Origin of the sequence: Advenella incenata (assembly GCF_004217095.1) — a bacterium.
Classification (GTDB): domain Bacteria; phylum Pseudomonadota; class Gammaproteobacteria; order Burkholderiales; family Burkholderiaceae_B; genus Advenella; species Advenella incenata.
Window position 1 is genome coordinate 1,809,266 of record NZ_SHKO01000001.1, and the last position, 19,822, is coordinate 1,829,087.

At 52.7% G+C, this 19,822-nt stretch carries 16 protein-coding genes and 1 pseudogene; 10 read left to right on the forward strand and 7 right to left on the reverse strand.

Annotated features, from left to right (window positions below; translation table 11 throughout):
• Positions 1-105: 105 nt before the first annotated feature.
• From EV681_RS08170 to EV681_RS08190, 5 genes are all read left to right on the forward strand, one after another.
• On the forward strand, positions 106-1,014 hold the full coding sequence (locus tag EV681_RS08170) for a LysR substrate-binding domain-containing protein (RefSeq protein ID WP_130303699.1): 909 nt from the start codon (positions 106-108) through the stop codon (positions 1,012-1,014).
• A 267-nt stretch (positions 1,015-1,281) separates the two neighbouring features.
• Complete coding sequence (locus tag EV681_RS08175; protein WP_242612169.1) at positions 1,282-2,571, forward strand: CaiB/BaiF CoA transferase family protein; 1,290 nt, start codon at positions 1,282-1,284, stop codon at positions 2,569-2,571.
• Positions 2,555-3,004: a MaoC family dehydratase gene (locus tag EV681_RS08180; protein ID WP_130303701.1), complete on the forward strand. Its 450-nt coding sequence runs from the start codon at positions 2,555-2,557 to the stop codon at positions 3,002-3,004. The genes EV681_RS08175 and EV681_RS08180 overlap by 17 nt, the downstream gene beginning before the upstream one ends.
• A 48-nt stretch (positions 3,005-3,052) precedes the next feature.
• A complete protein-coding gene (locus EV681_RS08185) occupies positions 3,053-3,400 on the forward strand; it encodes a MaoC family dehydratase (RefSeq protein WP_130303702.1) in 348 nt (115 codons plus the stop codon).
• 10 nt (positions 3,401-3,410) lie between these two features.
• Positions 3,411-4,184 carry a citryl-CoA lyase gene (locus EV681_RS08190; RefSeq protein WP_130304048.1) on the forward strand — a complete coding sequence of 258 codons (774 nt, stop codon included), beginning with the start codon at positions 3,411-3,413 and terminating at the stop codon, positions 4,182-4,184.
• Between the two features lie 208 nt (positions 4,185-4,392).
• Here the strand turns inward: EV681_RS08190 and EV681_RS08195 are convergent, their stop codons facing one another.
• Positions 4,393-5,397 (reverse strand): Bug family tripartite tricarboxylate transporter substrate binding protein, encoded by a 1,005-nt coding sequence (locus tag EV681_RS08195; protein ID WP_130303703.1) that lies wholly within the window; start codon positions 5,395-5,397, stop codon positions 4,393-4,395.
• A 330-nt stretch (positions 5,398-5,727) separates the two neighbouring features.
• Here EV681_RS08195 and EV681_RS08200 point away from each other — a divergent pair, with 330 nt between their 5' ends.
• Entirely contained in the window at positions 5,728-9,282 is a 3,555-nt protein-coding gene (locus tag EV681_RS08200) for an ABC transporter ATP-binding protein/permease (RefSeq protein WP_130303704.1), read from the forward strand.
• A 288-nt stretch (positions 9,283-9,570) separates the two neighbouring features.
• Here EV681_RS08200 and EV681_RS08205 read toward each other — a convergent pair whose 3' ends face one another.
• The 3 genes from EV681_RS08205 to EV681_RS08215 all read right to left on the reverse strand — a co-directional run bounded on the left by EV681_RS08205 (position 9,571) and on the right by EV681_RS08215 (position 12,964).
• Positions 9,571-10,545 carry a Bug family tripartite tricarboxylate transporter substrate binding protein gene (locus tag EV681_RS08205; RefSeq protein ID WP_130303705.1) on the reverse strand — a complete coding sequence of 325 codons (975 nt, stop codon included), beginning with the start codon at positions 10,543-10,545 and terminating at the stop codon, positions 9,571-9,573.
• A gap of 89 nt (positions 10,546-10,634) precedes the next feature.
• Positions 10,635-11,378 (reverse strand): GntR family transcriptional regulator, encoded by a 744-nt coding sequence (locus tag EV681_RS08210; RefSeq protein WP_130303706.1) that lies wholly within the window; start codon positions 11,376-11,378, stop codon positions 10,635-10,637.
• Between the two features lie 29 nt (positions 11,379-11,407).
• Positions 11,408-12,964, reverse strand: a complete 1,557-nt coding sequence (locus EV681_RS08215; protein ID WP_130303707.1) for a sulfatase — start codon at positions 12,962-12,964, stop codon at positions 11,408-11,410.
• Positions 12,965-13,728: 764 nt separating this feature from the next.
• Here EV681_RS08215 and EV681_RS08220 point away from each other — a divergent pair.
• On the forward strand, positions 13,729-14,649 hold the full coding sequence (locus EV681_RS08220; RefSeq protein ID WP_242612224.1) for a Bug family tripartite tricarboxylate transporter substrate binding protein: 921 nt from the start codon (positions 13,729-13,731) through the stop codon (positions 14,647-14,649).
• A 213-nt stretch (positions 14,650-14,862) separates the two neighbouring features.
• A complete protein-coding gene (locus EV681_RS08225; RefSeq protein WP_130303709.1) occupies positions 14,863-16,467 on the forward strand; it encodes a thiamine pyrophosphate-binding protein in 1,605 nt (534 codons plus the stop codon).
• A gap of 156 nt (positions 16,468-16,623) precedes the next feature.
• On the opposite strand, the gene EV681_RS08230 is transcribed toward EV681_RS08225, so the two are convergent.
• On the reverse strand, positions 16,624-17,175 hold the full coding sequence (locus tag EV681_RS08230; protein ID WP_130303710.1) for an NAD(P)H-dependent oxidoreductase: 552 nt from the start codon (positions 17,173-17,175) through the stop codon (positions 16,624-16,626).
• A gap of 118 nt (positions 17,176-17,293) precedes the next feature.
• On the opposite strand from EV681_RS08230, the gene EV681_RS08235 reads away from it, so the two are divergent.
• Positions 17,294-17,677: a winged helix-turn-helix transcriptional regulator gene (locus EV681_RS08235; protein ID WP_242612170.1), complete on the forward strand. Its 384-nt coding sequence runs from the start codon at positions 17,294-17,296 to the stop codon at positions 17,675-17,677.
• 336 nt (positions 17,678-18,013) lie between these two features.
• Here EV681_RS08235 and EV681_RS08240 read toward each other — a convergent pair.
• Positions 18,014-18,710, reverse strand: a pseudogene (locus tag EV681_RS08240) (anion permease); the annotation flags it as partial.
• Positions 18,711-18,719: 9 nt separating this feature from the next.
• Between EV681_RS08240 and EV681_RS22825 the strand changes: the two are divergent.
• The gene (locus EV681_RS22825) at positions 18,720-18,863 is read left to right on the forward strand and encodes a winged helix-turn-helix transcriptional regulator (RefSeq protein WP_423191192.1); all 144 of its coding nucleotides are present in this window, start codon (positions 18,720-18,722) and stop codon (positions 18,861-18,863) included.
• Positions 18,864-18,984: 121 nt separating this feature from the next.
• Here the strand turns inward: EV681_RS22825 and EV681_RS08245 are convergent, their stop codons facing one another.
• Positions 18,985-19,728 (reverse strand): hypothetical protein, encoded by a 744-nt coding sequence (locus tag EV681_RS08245; RefSeq protein WP_130303711.1) that lies wholly within the window; start codon positions 19,726-19,728, stop codon positions 18,985-18,987.
• Between the last annotated feature and the right edge of the window lie 94 nt (positions 19,729-19,822).

The following is a 19,822-nucleotide window of genomic DNA, read 5'->3' on the forward strand; positions in this document are numbered from 1 at the left end:
AAGCAAGGCCGGTTTCCTGGCACGTTCGGATATAGGTAAGATTAATTATTGCCGAGTGCTCATTGCGCAGTTATAGTCAAATTTTGATTTGACTGGGAGCACCAAATGGATCGTCGCTCATTGCCACTGAACGCCCTGCGCGCTTTTGAGTCTGTGGGACGTCATCGGAGTTTCAGCCTCGCGGCCAGTGAGCTTGGGGTGACACACGGCGCGGTTAGTCGCCAAATCGGCATGCTCGAGTCGATGATGGGGCTACGCTTATTTCGCCGCAGCCAACCCATTGAGCTGACTGACGAGGGGGAAGCGCTTTTCTCTGGCGTAGCACCTGCGTTTGATCGCTTGTCCACTGCGGTGGACAATTTAATGTGCCCGGGGGGGCAGACATTACTGGTCAACGCACCGCCCACTTTCACTATGAAATGGCTGATTCCCCGGCTCTCTGTTTTTCAGCACCGGCACAGCAAGGCAGAGGTACGGCTGACTGCCAGCACGACCAGAATAGAGTCAATTAAGCTGAGCGATGTTGACCTTGTTATACGCCGGCTTCCCCAATTGGTATCGGATCTGCATGCGCAGCCCTTCCTCTCGGGTAAGCTGGTGGCCGTTTGCGCACCGGAACGGCTTGAAGCGTGCCCGGTATTGCGTGCCGAAGATATAACAAAGCATCGTCTCATGGAGGCCAAGAGCAATGTACATGCCTGGACGCAATGGTTTGAGCAAGCAGGCTGTGAAAAACCTCCGTCGACTGATTTTCTAAGATTCGATGAAATGTTTTTCGTGGTACAAGCTGCCCTGGAGGGCTTGGGTACTGCGCTTGTTCCTCTTTCACTCGTCGCTGACGATCTGGCTGCCGGCAATCTGGTGCTTGCATTTGATGGACCCGATGTCAGTGCTGCCGATTATGCCTATGTTGTGACGCCGCGTGGCCACAATCGTGCCTTGCTCAATGAGTTTTGTTCATGGCTGTCAGAAGAGGGTCGGCAGTCCAATCAATTTGCAGGCACGGTGATATAAATATGTGGCATCGCGCCGCCTATGACGGGGTAACCAGGTTCACTTGCGATATGAGTGTACACCCGTCGCCGACGGATGGTATGTCAACCCACCGCATATTAAATGCCCTGGCGGCATCAGCATAATTCCAAAAGCTTCAATAAATATTAGAAGATTCCCATGTGCCAGGGATTGCCTATCCGGCCTTTAATGGCGACCCAGGTTCTTTAGCCTTGCTTAATCTATTGTGAGATTAATGCACATCTTTCGATTTTTAGTCGATTTACGATGGTCGCTCTTACGTGCATCATAAGAACACGTCATACATTTTGTGCCGTACAAATTAAGATCGCCGGAGCTGATATGTTAAGTGGTTTTCGAGTGCTGGACCTTACCTGGGTGCTGGGCGGGCCGTTCGCCAGCCAATTGCTTGCTCAGCTTGGAGCAGAAGTGATAAAGGTAGAACCTGTGGAGGGTGACCTATCACGCAGGGTGTCCAGTCATTCGACGGTGTTCGAAGGAGATTCTGGATTTTTTCTCTCGGTGAACCGAGGTAAATCCAGTATCGCGCTGGACTTGAAATCTGAACAAGGCCGGGAAGTACTTTATGACCTTGTGCGGCAGTCCGATGCCATTATTTACGGCTTTGCCCCTGATGTGCCAAAACGTCTGGGCCTGGATAAGCAGTCATTACTGGCTGTTAATCCAAAAATCGCGATAGGGCAGTTAATCGGCCTGCACGATGAAGGCCCTTATGGCAAAGCGCCCGCTTTTGATCTGGTGGTGCAAGCCATGAGCGGAGTCATGAGCATTACGGGAAACAAAGATGCTGAGCCCGTGCGGCTAGGCTATCAGGCCGCTGACCTGACCGGCGGGTTGTATCTGGCGCTCGGTTGTGTAGGTCTCATGCTAAAGGCGTTGAAATCGGGTAGCGGCGACCTACTGCAGGTGTCGTTGCTCGATTGCCAGCTCGCGATGCTGACGTGGCAGGCGCAGAACTATTTTATTTCGGGTGTGATTCCAAAAGCCAATGGCGCCCGTCATCCTGTGATCGCTCCCAGCGATATTTATCCATGCGCCGACGAACAGTTTATTGCCCTGTCTCCGACAGGCCAGACATTCTGGGAGACGTTTTGCAGGGCAATTGATCGCGCCGACCTTGCCGATGATCCCAGATTTGATCATCCGGTTCGCCGTATTGAGAATGTGGAAAGTCTGACGCGAGAGTTGAACCAGGTCTTTCGAACCAGAACGGCGGCGGATTGGGCGGCGCATTTGTTTGACAAGCGAGTGCCGGCCGCACTTGTCAATAATGTGGCACAGGCGACGTCTCAACCCCTGGCTCATGAGCGCAATATGGTCGAGGAACTGGTGCATCCCAGGACGCTGGCCACGTTGCGTTTTATGGGGAATCCTTTCAAGTATGAAGGCTCCAAGCCTGCTTCTTACCCGCCGGCATTGGGAGAGCATACGCGGAAAATTCTGACTCAGGTTTGCGGATATGAGACCAGCCAGATTGATCAACTTATAAAAGCCAACATTATTTTTCAAGGAGCTATAAATGACAAGGCCCAGTGAAGTGAAACCAAGGGAAGGCGAATTGCCTGGCGCGTTATATAAGGACTGGACGATAGGGCAGGAGTTCGATGCGCTGCCTTTCACGATTACGCAAGACATCGTGCAGGAGTACAAGTCAGTGGTAAATGCAGATGCGGAAAATTATGTGATTGACGGACGGCAAGCCGCCCCTCCTAACGTGGTGCTGGTATACATGATGGCGGTGATGTATCGGAAATACCCACCGCAGCAGGGTGGCATCATGATTGGAAATACGATTCAATTTCATCATCCTATCTGGGCCGATGAAGAAACGACGGTAGTGGGAACTGGTCGAGTCACTGACAAGTACGAACGTAAAGGGCTGAAGTATATAAAGTACGACGTCGAGTTCAAAACCCCGGAAGGACAGTTGCTGGTAGCGGTGAATCACACGTCCGCATTCCCTAGCTAAGTGAAATCCTAAATCAATAGTGTGTAAACCGCTTTAAGGTAACTGAAAATGAGCAATCAAGAGCTAAAAAAAACCGTAAAACAGACGCAAACGTTGTTTGACAACTATGGAATCCTCAATGGCGATAATGACATTTTGCATTATGACGACGCGTATGCCAAAGAGCGAGGGTTTCGCGGGACGCTTGGGCATGGTCTGATGTATACGGCGTATGTTTGCGATCTTGCTGCGAAAAAGTTCGGCCGTGACTGGCATTATAGAGGCCGGATTACGGTGAAGTACGTGCGAGGAGTGTGTCCCGGCGATGAGTTGGTGACAACGATTACCACGGACAATCAAGTGCATTGCAAGTCGCAATTTGAGACAACGCTTGTCGGTTCCGTTGAGCTGGCCTGATGCCATGGCAATGAAACCTTCTGCCCAACAACCCTATACGCGCACTGGCGCCTCGTTCACAAAAGAGGTCAAAGTGCGAGGCCGGAACTTAGCCAACGACTTGATGGGGGCCGCCAGTTTTACACAAATGCTGTATTTTCTGACCTGCGACCGTATGCCCACACGGGTCCAGTGCGAAGTTCTTGACGCGTGTCTGGTGACATTGATGGAACATGGAATGACTCCATCAGCAGTCATTACGCGACTCATGGCCATGAGCGTTCCACAGGAGGCTCAGGTAGCAATTTCTTCGGGGCTGCTGGCGATCGGCAGCGTTTATGCCGGTACCACCGAGCAATGTGCGGTGCTGTTGCTGGAAATTGAACAGCGGGTGAAAAAAGCAGAAGACGTCGATGCGGTACTGCAGGAGATCGTCGGGCGCTATAAACGGGAGAGGCGTGTGGTTCCAGGCTTTGGTCATGGTACGCATCAGCCTGACGATCCTCGCGCGCTAAAGTTGTTCAAAATCGCGTCCAAATTAGGTTGTTCTAACGGGTATGTGCGACTAATTCAATGTCTGGGTGACGAGGTGGATAAACAATATGGCCGTCATATAACGATTAACGCTACAGGGGCGATTGCCGCGCTTTTATTGGCGATAGATGTGCCTGTTGCCGCCATAAGGGGGTATTCCGTCGTCTCGCGCGCCGCAGGCCTGGTTGGCCATTACCTGGAAGAGCTTGAAAACCCTTCTGGCAAAGCGATCTGGGCGGCTGCGAAACAGGCTGTTCCCTACCGTGAATAGGCCAAGAGTCTATCTGTTTTTCCGTCTGTGAAAAAGGGCGGCTTGATCCGGGGTAGGTGATGAATAATGCATAGAACTGCCAGCCAATAAGCCGCTTCACTGCTTTAAAGTGCAGGATCGGCAAAATTGCCGCCTTCAGCCACCTGCTACGATTGTTCGACAGATGGCATTCTAGCGACCGCTCCGGTCCATTTTCTGATTATGCTTGCTATTGAACGGTTGCTATGCCAGCTCGTTTGATGACGTCGCGCCATTTTTGCGTATCAGATTGAATAAGATCGGAGAATGCTTCAGGTGAACTGCCAATTGCTTCGCCGCCAATGGTTGCCATGATCTTTTGCTTGACCTCGGGATCAATCACAATGTCGTGAATCGTTGAGCTCAAACGGTTTACGATCTTTGGCGGCGTGCCCTTGGGTGCAATTAATCCATACCATACCGAAGCTTCGTAACCGGGAAGGTTCCCGGCTTCGGCCACCGTAGGAATTTCAGGGTGACCTGAAAGGCGTTGCTTAGATGTTACGCCAAGAATCCGCACTTTTCCCGTTTCGGAAAACGGCAGCAGGTCATTGCCGAAAACGACTTGGATAATGCCAGACGAAAGGTCGGTGTTACGGGCTGAGGTGGCTTTATATGGGATCTGGAGCATATTGATATTGGCCATGTCATTAAACAATTCCCCAGCCAAATGTGATGAAGTGCCGTTTCCCGAGGAACCATAGTTCAGTTTACCTGGCTTTTGTTTAGCCAGTTTTATAAGATCTTTTACTGACGCAACAGGTAGATTGACATTGGTGCCAAGAAAGAACGGTGTTGAAGCAACAATCGTGATGGGCTCGAAATCCTTGATAGGGTCATACTTAAGGTTGGGCATGATGGTTGGATTGATTGACAAGGTAGTCACGGTCGCCATCAGTATCGTATATCCATCAGCCGTTGCTCGGGCTACATGTTCGGCGGCAAGCGCCGTACTGGCTCCTGGGCGGTTTTCAACCACTATCGGCTGCCCAAGCTTTGCCCCCAGTTGCTCTGCCACGATGCGAGAGAGGGTGTCGGCCGCTCCGCCTGCGGCATGTGCTGATACCAATCGAATGGGTTTAGTCGGATAATCTTGTCCAAGAACAATACCGGAGTTGATAGCCAAAATGACTGCTACGGCTAGTGTTGGGAAGTTTGGAATGATCCGGCTGGGTGTTTTATTTTGATCGCGCATTGTCTCCTGTTCTCCAGTGAAGCGGCTGCTTGTATTAATAACAGCGCTGATTTGCCATATATCCCGGGCTTTATTGGTCAATAGTCATGGTAGAGAGTACCGGGGTGTGCTGCAAACGAATTTTATGCAGTGACTTGTTAGTTTTTTGCATACGAAGATTTCGCGGTCTTTCGGTCGGCATTCCTCCCTTACTGACCATGTAAGCAAGGTTTCTCCGCTATCTTGACGCACGGCTGAACGATAACCGCGGTTGCAATATCTCCGCCTGGCCACAATCGATTGTCTTTGACTTGTCCAGTCAGTAAGATACCGTGATGTAAAGGAGTGGCTATGTACTTTGACTATCGTCTGTGGATCATGACCGCCGGCTTGCGCACCCGCATGTTCGGTGGGGTAATGCTTGGCCTGCTGGCCTTGCTCGCGGGCATCGCCCGTTACGTTTTTCTGGGTCAATTATTGTCCCGCGTGTTCGATCAGCAACCCTGGCAGCAATGGGTGGCGCCAGCGTTGTATGCGGTTGCCATGATACTGCTGCGCGCCTGGCTCGATCATCTACGAACTATAGAAGCTAACCGGTCCGCGGCCAGGATTCAGCTTACTTTGCGTGCAGGTCTATATGATCGCATTGTCGATCTGGGACCAGCATGGCTTGGTAGCCAGCGTACCGGTGGTGTCATGTTGAGTGTCATCGATGGTGTGGAGCAATTGCAGACCTTTTTTGGTCGCTATTTACCTCAGGTCGCCATTTCGCTCATTGCACCCATTGCTATCTTTGCCGTGATCGCGTTCTGGGACGTGCCAACGGCATCAGTATTGCTTGTTGCGGCGCTTTTCTCGTTGTTGGCCCCGGCGGCAGTCCATGCCCTGGACCGGCGTGCCAGCCGCGAGCGCGCGCAGGCACTCAGGGAGTTCGGAGAAGATTTTCTGGATGCCATGCAGGGCTTGCCTACGCTCAAAGCCTTTGGACAAGGAAAAAGTTTTGGCCTGCGGCTGGCTGAGCGAGCACGGCATTTGTCAGACAAGACATTTTGGGTGCTGTCGGTTAGCGTTCTCACGCGGGGCATGAGCGACCTGGGTGTTGCCATGGGAGCCGCGATTGCCATCGCGGTGGGCGCAACTCGCGTGGTCCAGGGTGAGATGAGCCTGGAAGCGCTTCTGATTGTGTTGATGGCGGGTACCGAAATTTTTCGCCCACTGCGCGACCTGCGCTCGGTATTGCACCAGGGCATGCTTGGGCAGTCGGCGGCGGCCAGTATTCATGAGCTTAACGATGCGCGTCGCGTCAAGACAGCATCCGAGCGGGCAATGTCACCGACGGATCTGGAGCCGCATATCCGATTTGATAATGTGACCTTCGCATATCAGCCCGAGCGCATAGCACACCGTGAGCTGAGCTTCGAAATAGCTGCTGGGCAGCGCATTGGTGTCGTCGGACCTAGTGGCGCAGGTAAATCCACCCTTGTTCGATTGCTCTTGCGCGAAGTGACGCCGCAGAGCGGGCACATATACTTGGGTGGCTATGACGTCCGTGATCTCTCCGAAGAGGCATTGCTATCGCGCATTGCCCTGGTTAGTCAGGACATTACCTTGTTTCACGGCACCTTGAGCGAGAATATACGGTTGGGCCGTCCCGATGCGACGCATGAACAGGTGCGCGCGGCCGCCCGATCGGCCAATATCGACACATTCATTATGACTTTGCCTGATGGTTACGAGACGCAGGTGGGTGATCGTGGACTTCAACTGTCTGGCGGGCAGCGGCAGCGTGTCGGTATTGCCCGTGCGCTGTTGCGGGACGCGCCGATTCTCATCCTGGACGAGGCGCTGTCATCGGTCGACTCCCAGAACGAGTTCCTGATCCAGGAGGCGCTGGACCGGCTCATGGCCGGAAGAACCACACTGATCCTGGCGCACCGTCTGGCCAGTGTGATTAATGCCGATAGAATCCTGGTGCTGGATCATGGGCGGATTGTTGAGTCTGGATCCCACAAGGCATTGATGCAGCAAGAGGGGCTGTACTATCGATTGATGCGGGAGCAGACCAGTGTTAGCCAGATCTCGGAAAAGTCCGATACGCAGGCTGACCCTATAGCGCCACCAAACCGCCCCAACGGTCCCAAACCACGACCACTGGAGGAAGATGCCGCCAGGGTGGGGTGGCCAGATGTACTGGCTACGTTGCTGTCGGTGGTCAAGCCCTGGCGGCTGACGCTGGTGGCAACCATCCTGCTCGGCGTGGCACGGGTTGCCGCTTTTATCGGCGTGGGCGTGCTCAGTGCACTTGTTGTCGCCGCTCTGCGCAATGGCCAGCCAACGCAGATGCTGGTCATTGCATTGCTGATTGTCGCGCCGCTGGCCGCGCTATTTCATTGGTTGGAGTCCTGGCTCGCGCATGCGATGGCTTATAAATTGCTGGCCAACATGCGGATCGATTTGTATGACAAGCTCGAGCAGCTTGCGCCCGCGTATCTGCTGGAACGTCGCTCAGGGGATCTGGTATCCCTGGCCACGCAGGACGTGGAAATGATTGAATATTTTTATGCCCATACCATCGCGCCGGCGATTGTATCGGTGCTTGTGCCTGCTACCGTACTCGGGTTTCTGGCAATCTATAGCTGGCCGATCGCTCTGGCCTTGCTGCCATTTCTGGCGTATGCGCTGCTGTCTCCGGTGCGCAGCAGACGACGGATTGACGCGCTGGGGGAACAGGCCCGTCAGTCCCTTGGCCAAATGAGTGCGCACCTGACCGACACCATCCAGGGGATGGCCGATCTGACCGCCTTTCAGGCTACCGCACGTCGGCGCGAGCAGTTTTTGGATATTGCTCAATCATACAGCCGCCAGCGGCAAGCCATCTTGAATGATTTATCGGCCCAGAGCGCCTGGTTCGAGTTGGCGATGGGGCTGGGTGGATTGGCGGTTGCCGTTACCGGCGCCTTGCTGGCCAATGCCGGAGCGCTTGATCCGACCATGGTCCCATTGCTGGTGCTCGTGGCGGTTGCCACGTTTCTGCCCGTATCCGAAATATCACAGGTCAGTCGCCAGTTGGCTGATACGGTGGCCGCCAGTCGGCGGCTGCATGTGGTGCATCAGGAGCCCGTTCCTGTCAGAAATGGGCCGGCCCGGCTCGTGCCCACACCGCAAGGACTATCGATCAACTTCGATAAGGTGGGCTTTCGGTATACGCCGGTCTCGCGCCTTACTCTGGATGCCCTATCCTTTTCGCTTGCGCCCGGTACGACTACCGCACTGGTAGGCGCTTCCGGGGCTGGCAAAAGCACAATTGCCAACTTGCTGCTGCGATTTTGGGACGTTAGTGCCGGAGCAATTCGGATCGGTGGCACCGACATCCGCCAACTCGAACTGGATAACCTGAGAGACCATGTTGCCCTGGTTACACAGGACACCTATTTGTTTAACGATACGCTGCTAGCAAACATCCGGCTCGCCCGTCCTGATGCAAGTGAAGCCGAGGTACGTGAAGCGCTGGCCTCTGCTGCGTTATCAGCGTTCGTTGCCTCGCTGCCGCAAGGTCTGGACACGCTCGTTGGTGAGCGCGGCACGCAGCTGTCCGGAGGGCAACGACAGCGTATTGCCATTGCACGTGCCTTTTTGAAGAACGCGCCCATTTTGATACTGGATGAGGCAACGTCGCATTTGGATAGTCTGAGTGAAATGCAGGTACGGGATGCGCTCACTTTGCTGATGCGTGAGCGTACCACCCTGATCATTGCGCACCGGCTCTCGACCATTCGCGAGGCAGATCAAATCCTGGTTCTGGATGATGGCAAACTGGTGGAGCAGGGGACGCATGATTCGTTGCTTACCCAATATGGACCTTACGCACGCCTGATCCAGCATCAGGAACAGGGTATTGCCGGGTGAAGCGGGTTGCAGCGTGGTAATGCAAGCGGGAAGAAGCCAGTAAGCAAGACTGCGAATTTTCGGCCGGGTCAATAGCGTAGCAGCCTTGCTTACCTGGACGGTTCTGCCGCTTCCGATTGACGAATGCGTTCCAGAGCCGATTAAGCGGGTGGTTGTTGACCCATCGCCAGGCCGTCGGGCCCACTTGGGGGCATAAGAGAGGAAAAACTAACCTGTCTTCGATACGCTATCGACGGTTTGGAGAGGCATGCGCCACACAGGGAGGGTCAACGTGTAATGCAGGGTGCTTTATTCTATTTTGATATTGGCCTTGCGAATCACTTTTGCCCAGCGCGCTTGCTCCGATGCAATATATTTCTGGAACGCTTCGGGATTCTGGTAGGCCGGATCAGTTCCCTGCTTGACGAATCGCGAGGCAAGGTCCGGATTGGCCAATGCCTTATCGACTTCGCGGGTCAAGGTGTTGATGACCGACTGCGGCGTGCCTGCAGGCGCAAACAAGCCTTGCCAGCCGTAGATGGTTAAATCTGGGTAGCCAGCTTCCTTCATTGTGGGCACGTCCGGAAGCGCGGGTGTTCGCTTTTCTCCAGTAATAGCGAGCGCGCGCGCTCGACCGCCGGTGACCTGTGGCAGAACCACATTTACGCCATCAACGACCAGTTGTACCTCATTGGCCGCCAGGGCGGTGACGGACGGGGCGCTACCCTTGTATGGCACGTGCGTGAGTGATATGCCCGTTTGAATTTTGAGCAGTTCCACCGCCAGGTGATTGATGTTGCCGCTGCCCCCAGAACCGAAGAACATGGCGTTAGGCTTGCTTTTGGCCAACTCGATGAACTGCTTGATATTTGACGCCGGCGCTTTGGACGGCACAGCGGCGAGCAGTGGCGTCACCACCAAACGTGCCACGGGCACCAATTTTTTGACAGCGTCGGCGGCCTGCTTGGGGTACAGCAGCGGGTTTGCAGTCAGCATCCCGACATTTCCCATCAGTAGCACATATCCGTCAGGGCGGGCATGAGAGATATATTCCATGGCTATATTGCCTGCCGCGCCTGCGCGGTTCTCGACAATTACCTGTTGCTTCAACTGTTTGCCAAGACGGTCCGCGAGCTGGCGCGCAACCATGTCTACACCGCCTCCCGGGGGAAATCCTACGATCAGGGTAATCGGCTTGTCGGGATAGGGTTGACCGAGCGCCGGCGCTGCGACCAGGATAAATGCGCTGCTGATACTTGCCATCAATAATTTCATTCGCTTCATTTCAAGTGTCTCCTCTTGTTTTTGGCATCTTGGTACAGCGTCTGGAAATCAGTGCTTAAGTCCGGCAGTTAGGGGCGCTCGTATCGATATCAGGCTGTGCCGGAATTGTCTTCAGACAGACGTCCATTCAGGGCACGCCGAATCAAGCCGGAAATATGAGACTGCTGGGCATCGCGGTCAAGACTATCGACGATATGGTCCCGTAGCGCCTGCGCCGCCGCCTGACAGTCGCCGTCACGCAGGCACGCAAGAACGCGTTCATGTTCCTCTGCGACGTCATTTTGGTTAATTACCCCGCGGCCCAGAAAAATACGAGAAAATTGGGGTGAGGCATAAAGCCTCGAATGGGCATCTTCAAGCATTGCATTGTCGGCTAGACCTATCAATGTGGCATGAAAACGCCAGTTAAGTTCACTGAACCTGCGGATACCGGATGCGGTCTTGCCGAAGTCGGACTGTCTGATTTGATCGTTGATGTCCTGTGCCTTGTCGATCAAAGCAAGATCAATGGGGCCGAGAATGTAAAGCAGCGCGTTCGATTCCACCACAACGCGAGCGACAGCCCAATCGGTGTATTGCTTGACGGTGGGTGGCTCCGGAAGTCGATAGCCGATATTTCGCACGAAAATCAATTGTCCTTCGGCTGCCAATCTGGCAAGCGCTTCACGTATTGGCGTATGACTCACCCCGCATTGACGGGACAATTGGGCGATATTGATTGCGGCGCCAGGAGCAAAGCGTCCGGCGGTGATCATATGCTGAACCTGCGCATGGACTTGATCCGCCAGGCTGGTGGGTCGAATGGTAGAGAGACCGGATTGCTGCGTATTCATAGTGATGCGTACGATAGGGTTGAAAAAAATCAGGCAGCTTCAGTAATTTCGATATCGTTTGCAAGCCCGTATCGGACGAACATTTCGTGCGGCGCGTGATTGGCATGCAGGTGTGCAGCGATATCCTTCCGTATGCGTTGCTCGATATCGGGATCCTTGATAGGGTGCCGTTGCTGAGGATCATTTTGGAGGTCGTATAGCACAGTGCTGGCCTCCAGTAGCGGATATCGGCGTGTCATATTGCCCTTCGATTGAGCTAGCACGGGCAGCTTCATGACGGGGAAACCTTGTGTGAATGCAAGCGGCTCAACAAGTGCTGCACCGGAAAATTCCTCTGCTTCGAAAAATGTGCGCATGTGCGCGGGCATCAGCGTATATTGATAAAGATTGGTTTCGAAGGGGACTTCGGGATAGAGAAAGTAGGTGTAGCGGCCATCGGTATAGTTGATTGCTGCACCAAACTGGCCGTAGATCGCACCGGGACAATCGGCACCGGCGCTGTGAACGGACGTGCCGGTGCGCATGAGCGGAAGTAATGTGTGGCCGGTGACTTCGGCAGGTATGGGCTTATCGAAGATATCCAGTATGGTCGGCATCAGATCGATGGTTTGCGTTAATGCCGGCTCCCTGCGTGTTTTAATTCCAGAGTCGTCTGGCGCTGCAATCATTAAAGGTATATGTGCTACTTCGTTGAAAAAGGGTGGCCGGTTCTTGCCCAGATATTCTTTTTCTCCCAGCAGCAGCCCATGGTCGGTTGACAGGATCAGCCAGGTGTCCTTCCACAAGTCCAGACGATCGAATTGGTCCAGCAAGTTCCCCAGATAGTGGTCACATGCAAGTACCAGCGCATGATAGTTGGCCCGCAACTTTTGCAGTAGTTCGGGCTCGATATCCAGTCGGCCATAACTTGGCCAGTCGAAAATTTTGCCGCTTAGCGCTTCGGGAAACGCTTGTAGAAAGCGCTCAGGAGCGAAGAACGGTTCGTGTGGATCAAAACATTCCAGGTGCAAAAACCATGAGTCCTCTGCGTGGTAAGCATCAAGAAACTCACCCGCCGATTCGAAACATTGTGCAAGTGGAAAGTCGCCGCGTTGTTCAAGGTACTGCCGATTAACGAAGTAGGGCAGCTTGGCGTTGATGTCGCACGAGAAATCCTGCATTTTTTCGTGGTAGCGTTTGCTCAAGCGCTCGGTATCGGGCTTGAGGGCCGGGCGCCATTTGTCTTTCTCCTGGCCGCGGATGAATTCCCAGGAAGAGTATCTGCCGTGAAATCCGGCGCCGCCATCTTCAAAATAATGATAATGATCTGTGATCAGGTGGCTGTAGACTCCGCTATCGCGCAGCATGTTGGCCAGAGAGTGATCGAATGGTTCCAGAGGTCCCCAGCCTCGATGCAGGAAGTTCAGCCGCCCGGTCTGGATATCCCGGCGCGCCGGAAGACAGGGCAGGCTTCCCACGAAATGCGAGTCAAAGGTGACGGCGCGGGCCGCCAGTCGGTCAAAATTGGGTGTCACGATATCGCTTGCGCCGTAGCAAGAAAGCGCGTGACGATTGAGCGAATCGAATAACACGAATACGGCTTTCATGATCTTCAATTCCTATATGAAAGATGATATACGATATATTATAAAAATATAATCACAGGCGCAATATGTGGAAAACCCGTAAGGAACGATGACATAAATGTGGTTATAGAATACTCAAGCTGCGCAACGAGGAAAGATCAACAATCAGGTATTGTCTTCGTATCTTGCGTTTTGTAATCGTGAGGGGCACATTAAAAGGCATGCGTTCTGGTGCCACGGCTATCATCTGTTCCCTCTGAAGCCCGGCGGCAGCATAAGGATTTGGAAAAAGCCGATGTGCTGGTCGGTAATAGTCAGCAAAACAATGGCTTCCCAAAGTATCGCAGTTGCTGCTTCAGCGCCGTATCATAAATGCAATTTGTCCCAGGCACCGCTGAGGAGTGCGTCGGAGTATTCGCCATTGTGACAAACAGGATAGACGCGTAAGCCAGCGCGCAAGCAGACATTGGTAATAATCGCTGCTTCAATTTCTACTGTTGATGGCGACGTATTTTTCAGTTCAATTAAATCGACTATTTAAAATTTAACTTTAATGAGTGAAATTTTTTTTGCTTTTACTTTGCCCTGTCTTTAAACAATAATAAACAGTAACAAAAGGTGGCAACATCGCCGTCACACATTTTTTTATGACAGCGCCTTTTGCTTGGATCCGGATTTATTTATTTCAAAAGTAATTCAAGGAGAAGGCAAAGATGTGCAAAGCAAGAAGCGTATTTACATGGCTGATTTTTCGCTGTATCGCCGCCTGTACAAGCTGTTTTCTAATGGGCGCCCCGGCGTTTGCGGGCGACTGGCCAAACCAGCCAGTACGCCTGATTTCTCCTTTCCCCGCAGGCGGGACTGCAGATATTCTGTCTCGATCATTGGGGCAGGAGCTTAGTGAGCAATGGAAGCAGACGATTGTCGTGGAAAATAAGGTGGGTGCGGGTGGTGCCGTGGCTGCATCACAGGTGGCCAGGGCTCGGCCAGATGGGTACACCATGCTGATGGTTTCCGGGAGCATGCTCACGGTAAACCCCAATTTATATAAGAATCTTCCCTATCGTGTCGACGATTTTAAAAATGTCAGCATCGTTTCCATTGGGCCATTTGTTGTGGCAACAAACAAAAAGGTCCCCGCCAATAATCTTGTAGAGCTGCTCTCTTATATTCGGCAGAACAAGTCGGGTGTCAATTTCGGATCATCCGGCGTCGGAAGTCAGACGCATATGGCATCCGAAATGTTGATGCATGAGACTGGCAGCAAGATGACGCACATCCCTTATAGCGGTGAAACGCTGGCGCTGACAGACCTGATTGCCGGCCAGCTTCAGGTAGTAACAGGAAATCTGGCTGCGCTCATGCCTTTTATAAAGTCTGGTGACGTAAAGGCAATCGCCGTTACCAGCAGCGAACGATCCGCTGCGCTGGCTGACGTTCCAACGGTAAAAGAGCAGCTTGATAAGGAATTCGACGCTCAGGGTTGGTTTGGTGTGGTTGTTCCGAAAGGGACGCCAGATGATATCGTGGACAAGATGGAGCAAGGCATCAAAACGGCAATGGCTTCTGAACGCATGACAAAAAAATTCCAGGATCTTGGCCTGACGGCAGCAGAGCACGGGCAGGCGTATATGACGCAAAGGATCACGAATGAATTGGCATCCTGGAAAACAATTATCGCAGAGCAGAAAATCAATCCAAAGTGATCCGTTCAATTAAAGATAAATTGCAAGCTTGATAGCGCCGTGACTTAAACGAGGTAATCACTGATGGCACAATGGACCAAAGTGTGACAAATTGAAGAGGGAATACGCCTTGATATCGGATATGTGAGAAACGATATTTCAGAGGCCAGGGATTTAAGATGGCCTGCCGTTGTTGGGCCGCCACCATTTAATTTTTTGAAGGTAATCGTGTTTATGCTAGGTGCTCATCTTGTTACAGACGCATTGCAACGTGCAGGTGTCAAAACGATATTCAGTCTGTCAGGCAATCAGATTATGCCCATCTATGATGCTTGCATTGATGCCGGCATTCGCATTGTTCATGTGCGTCACGAAGCGGCTGCGGTATATATGGCCGATGCGTGGGCGCAACTGACTGGTGAAATTGGCGTAGCGCTGGTAACGGCAGCGCCGGGCATTACCAATTGCCTGTCGCCGGTATTTTCCGCCCGTCTGGCTGAAAGCCCCATCTTGCTGCTCTCGGGCGATTCACCAGTCTCGCAGGACGGCATGGGCGCATTCCAGGAATTGGACCAGACAGATGTCACAAAAAAGCTGGTAAAAAAATCAATGCGATTCGGCCGCGCCGAACAGATTGACCAAGATATTACATCTGCAATATCTCTGGCACTATCTGGCCGACCTGGTCCTGTTCACATTGCGATGCCGTTTGATCTCTTGCAGGAAGAGGTCGATATTGGCAAAGTACAGCGCGGACAGGTGCCCGCGCGGGTCAGCACATCCCTGTCGCAGGCTGATGCACAGCAAATCAAGGAGCGAATCGCGAAGGCAGAACGGCCATTGGTGCTGGTGGGGCCGATGAACAATGCGAGTCGTGCTCCTGGTTTACGAAAGGATACGATCAACGTTCTGCAGGCGCCGATTATTGCCATGGAAAGCCCTCGCGGCCTGCGAGATCCCTCTTTGGGGAATTTTCCTCAGGTTCTGAAAAAAGCGGATCTGGTCGTTCTGGTTGGCAAAACACTAGACTTCACTCTGGACTTCGGACGATCTGCAGGTATGCATCCGGATGCGGACATCATTGTTATCGATCCCGATGAAACGATGATCGACCGTGCCAAACAACTATTGGGAGCGCGATTGTACATGCAGGCGATAGCCGATTCGGACGCCGCATTACGCGAGCTGAGTGACTACACCTATCCTGGCAAGCGCGACGCATGGCTGGATGAGGTTGATCGCGCCATTTCAAACCGGACGCTGAAGTCGCCATCTGATGAAAACACAGCCAATCCCGGGCCACAAGCGATATGCCAGGCGGTTCAGAAAATACTGGATGAGGCGGCAGACCCCATTCTGATATCTGATGGCGGAGAGTTCGGCCAATGGGCGCAGGCATTTTGCCAGGCACCGACCCGAATTATCAACGGCTTGTCAGGCGCGATTGGCGGTGCCTTATGTTATGCAGTCGCTGCGAGTATCGCCCGACCAAATGCAACGATCATTGCCATGATGGGTGACGGGACGGTGGGCTTTCATAGTACCGAGTTTGAAACAGCGGCCCGGGAAAACGCTTCGTTTATTGCAGTTGTCGGAAACGACTCTCGCTGGAATGCCGAGTATATGATCCAATTGCGCGAGTACGGCCCTGACAGGCTGTACGGATGCACCTTGAACGACTCCGCCCGTTATGACCTGCTGGCATCTGCGCTTGGCGCTCAAGGCGCTTACGCAGAGCAAGCTGAGCAACTGGATGAGATACTTAAGCAAGCGGTCGATAACCATGGCGCGACATGTATCAATGTCAGGATGGAAGGCAAAGCTGCGCCAGCTTTTTGAGCCAGATGCGGCGATCACGAGAAATCCAGTGCTCCGCCTTTGGCTACAAAGTTTGAGTGGGTAATTGGGCATTGAAAGTGTATAACCGGGAACGCCCATTCCACCATTTCATGTGGGCAACTGCTGGCTTTCCCTGCGGTCAGGTAGCTAACTGCGCTAGCGGGCTTCGGCAAGATAAGCGAGGTAGTCCGCGGTACCCCTGCGTAGCGCCGGCTGGTTAAATTGATATTCTTCGCCCGGTTCATCTTCGAAGCCGTACATGGCAAAAAACGGCTGGTAATCGGCACCAACGTAATTGGCGGTAATTTCGAACGGTCTGAGAATGTCTGCCAGGCGGTATTGGTAGCGGCCCTGGGGTGAATAATCATGTTCCCGCACGCCAGCCGATACGGCCAGCGCCAACTTGCGGCCGCGCATTTTGTGTCCACTTTTCGACCCATAGGCCCAGCCATAGATAAAAACATCGTCCAGCCATTTTTTCAACAAAGGCGGGCAATTGAACCAGAACACGGGAAATTGCAAGACAACCTTGTCATGCGCTTCGATCAGCGCTTGCTCGTGGGCAACATCAAATTGCCAGTCCGGGTACTTGCCGTATAAGTCGTGAATCGTGTACAGGTCGGGGTGTTTTTTTAGCTCATCGACCCAGGCTTTGTTGACCCGTGAATTTTCCAAATTGGGGTGGGCGACAACGATCAATGTTTTCATTTCGAGCGATCCATATTGAGTGGTGACGCTACTATGATATAGATTATGGTAAAAAATATAAGTACGCACATTTACGTTATATACTAACCTAAATGATAGTACAAGCAGGGATAATATAATGAATGCAAACCTACCTACTCGCCAAGAGCAGCCCAGTTGCTTTGCCATGGAAGTTCCCCTGGAAGAGACTGGCTTTGGCTACACCCTGGCGCGGGTCAGCGGAAAGTACAAGATGACAATCATGTATTGGCTATCCGAACACAAGCCGGTGCTCAGATTCAACGAACTGCAGCGCTGCATCGGGACCATTTCATACAAGACGCTGAGCAGCACGCTCAAGGAAATGGAGCATGACGGGTTGGTTATCCGTAAGGAATATCCGCAAATTCCACCAAAAGTCGAGTACAGCCTTTCGCAGCGAGGCCAGTCCCTGCTACCTGTGATCAACCTGATGTGCACGTGGGGCGAGGCGCAGCTGGCGCAACAAAAGGCCAAGGCATAAGAGTTGCTTGTTCAGGGCTATCAGTAAAAAGACCGCCGCGTGGACAAATCTGTTCTTTTCATCTGGTTGCTACACGGTTTTTTCGTGACAAACTCTCGTAGATCAGGCAAGGAGCTATCGCCGCAGGATCGCTTTTTATTCCTGGGTAAACTAAGACGTGCATTCCTAAACATGGTTCCTGTCATACCTGTTGTGGCGTAATTTTGGGCTAGGCACTTGTATTTTAAAATCAACGCTCAGCGCTGTTGTAGCAGCCATAAAATTGGGCGTGTGAGGTCCCATTTGGGCTTGCACGATTGGCACAGTTTTCGCCATGTGCTCTTTCATGTTCGTAAGTCACCACAATCCAAGCACCTTCCACCACACAATCCCAATCGTTGCGTAAATTGTGAGTTCGATAATACACATTATGAAACCCACCCGCCACCACGTGCCAAGCGTAACGTACCCGCTGCCGAAAATGATCGGTGATGTACCTGTCGCATAATGGGTCAAGGTCATCATTATCGTGGAGCCCGCCACCATCATGAGCAAGAAAGGCACCACATAATCTGGAGGCACCAATGCAACGCCCACCGTTAGGAAGGCCAACATCATTGCGCTAATGTGCGCTGTTGTACTAGCAAAGAAATAATGTGAGAACACAAACAGGAGGACGAGCAATATAGCGGCCCATTCCCAACCCATTCCCGCGGAAGCGATGCCATTTCTCAACATACTGGAGAACCACGCAATGACGCCTGTCTTGTTGAGCTGTTCTGCCATCATCACCAACGCGCCGAACCAAATCAGCGTATCCCATGCGCTTTTCTCGGAAAGTACGTCATCCCAGTTAATTGTGCCGGTGATAATCAGGATGAAAAGACCGAGAAACGCCACGACTGTCGGGTCAAGTGTGTAAGCCGGACCCAGGATCAACGCAGGAACGTTTGCTCAAAGTAGAAGCAGTACGCCAAAAGTACCTAACATCGTTTTTTCCCCCTCCAGACACCGGCCCCATGCTTTGGCGCTCACCACGCGCGTACTCGATCGCAGCGAGAAAGTGCTGATCCAGCAATTGCGCGATTTTACCGCGGAGGGCATCGTAGCGCGACACGACTTCAGGGAGGTGCCACCCAAAGTCGAATATACGATCACCGATTTCGGGCGTACCCTTGCGTTAGGAAAGATAACATCATCGCCATGACCAGCGTCTACGATTTTAAATGACTCCACAATGCGATCGACCATCATTGGCATCGGGGTCGATTCCTGCCTGGTAGCGACCCCAATTCATATGCCGATCTTTATTACTTCTCGGTCTGTTTTTAAAACCGATAAGTTAATCCAAGAACTGGGCCATGCATGCGTGTGTCATAGACATTCCCCTTGTGATCGTAATTGATATCCAACACCTTGTATCCAGCAGAAACCGAGAGCTTGTCGGTGAAAACGTAATTCAAGGTCGCTTGTGCGGACCATACGAACTTGGAGCCCGCACCAAATCCGCCGATGTTGGCCTGCCCCTGCAAAGAGAGCCGGTCTGTCAGTTGCGTGAACGCGCGCGCACCGATTACCGGTTCGGTCCAGCCAAAGCTTTCCTTGTAGCTGCGGGAACGGCCAAGCGCGCTCACCTGGACCTTGTTTGAAACATGCCAGGCTCGCAATCCCGCCAGCGCATCGAGCGTGAGCGTCGGCGTATCGACAACGCGATAGCCGCCCAGCAAAGTCGCCGTGAACAGCTTGGAATTAACCGCGCCTTCTACGCGCGTTCCTGGCGGCAACGGTCCTAATCTGGGCAATGGGCCCGATGCCCGGCCTTCCTTCGTATCAACATAGGTAATGTCGCCAGATAGAACGTAACGACCTGAACGTCCCCAGATATCAATGAAACCACCAACCCTCAAATCATCAAGAACATTGGAAAAGGATTTGTCGACACTGATCGTCGGGCCACGACGAAAAGGCGAGATATGTCCATGCATTTCGGCAGCCCACAGGTACGGCGTTATCTGTAATGCCCAGCCGGCTTTGCTATCTGATACCGAAGTAGGCAGCGGGGTCTGAGTCATCGTCGGCTCGGCAGCATTAGCGACGCAAGCTCCATATAACGTCAGAATGACGGGTAAAACAAGCAAACATCTGCTGTGCATTGATTCTTTCCTA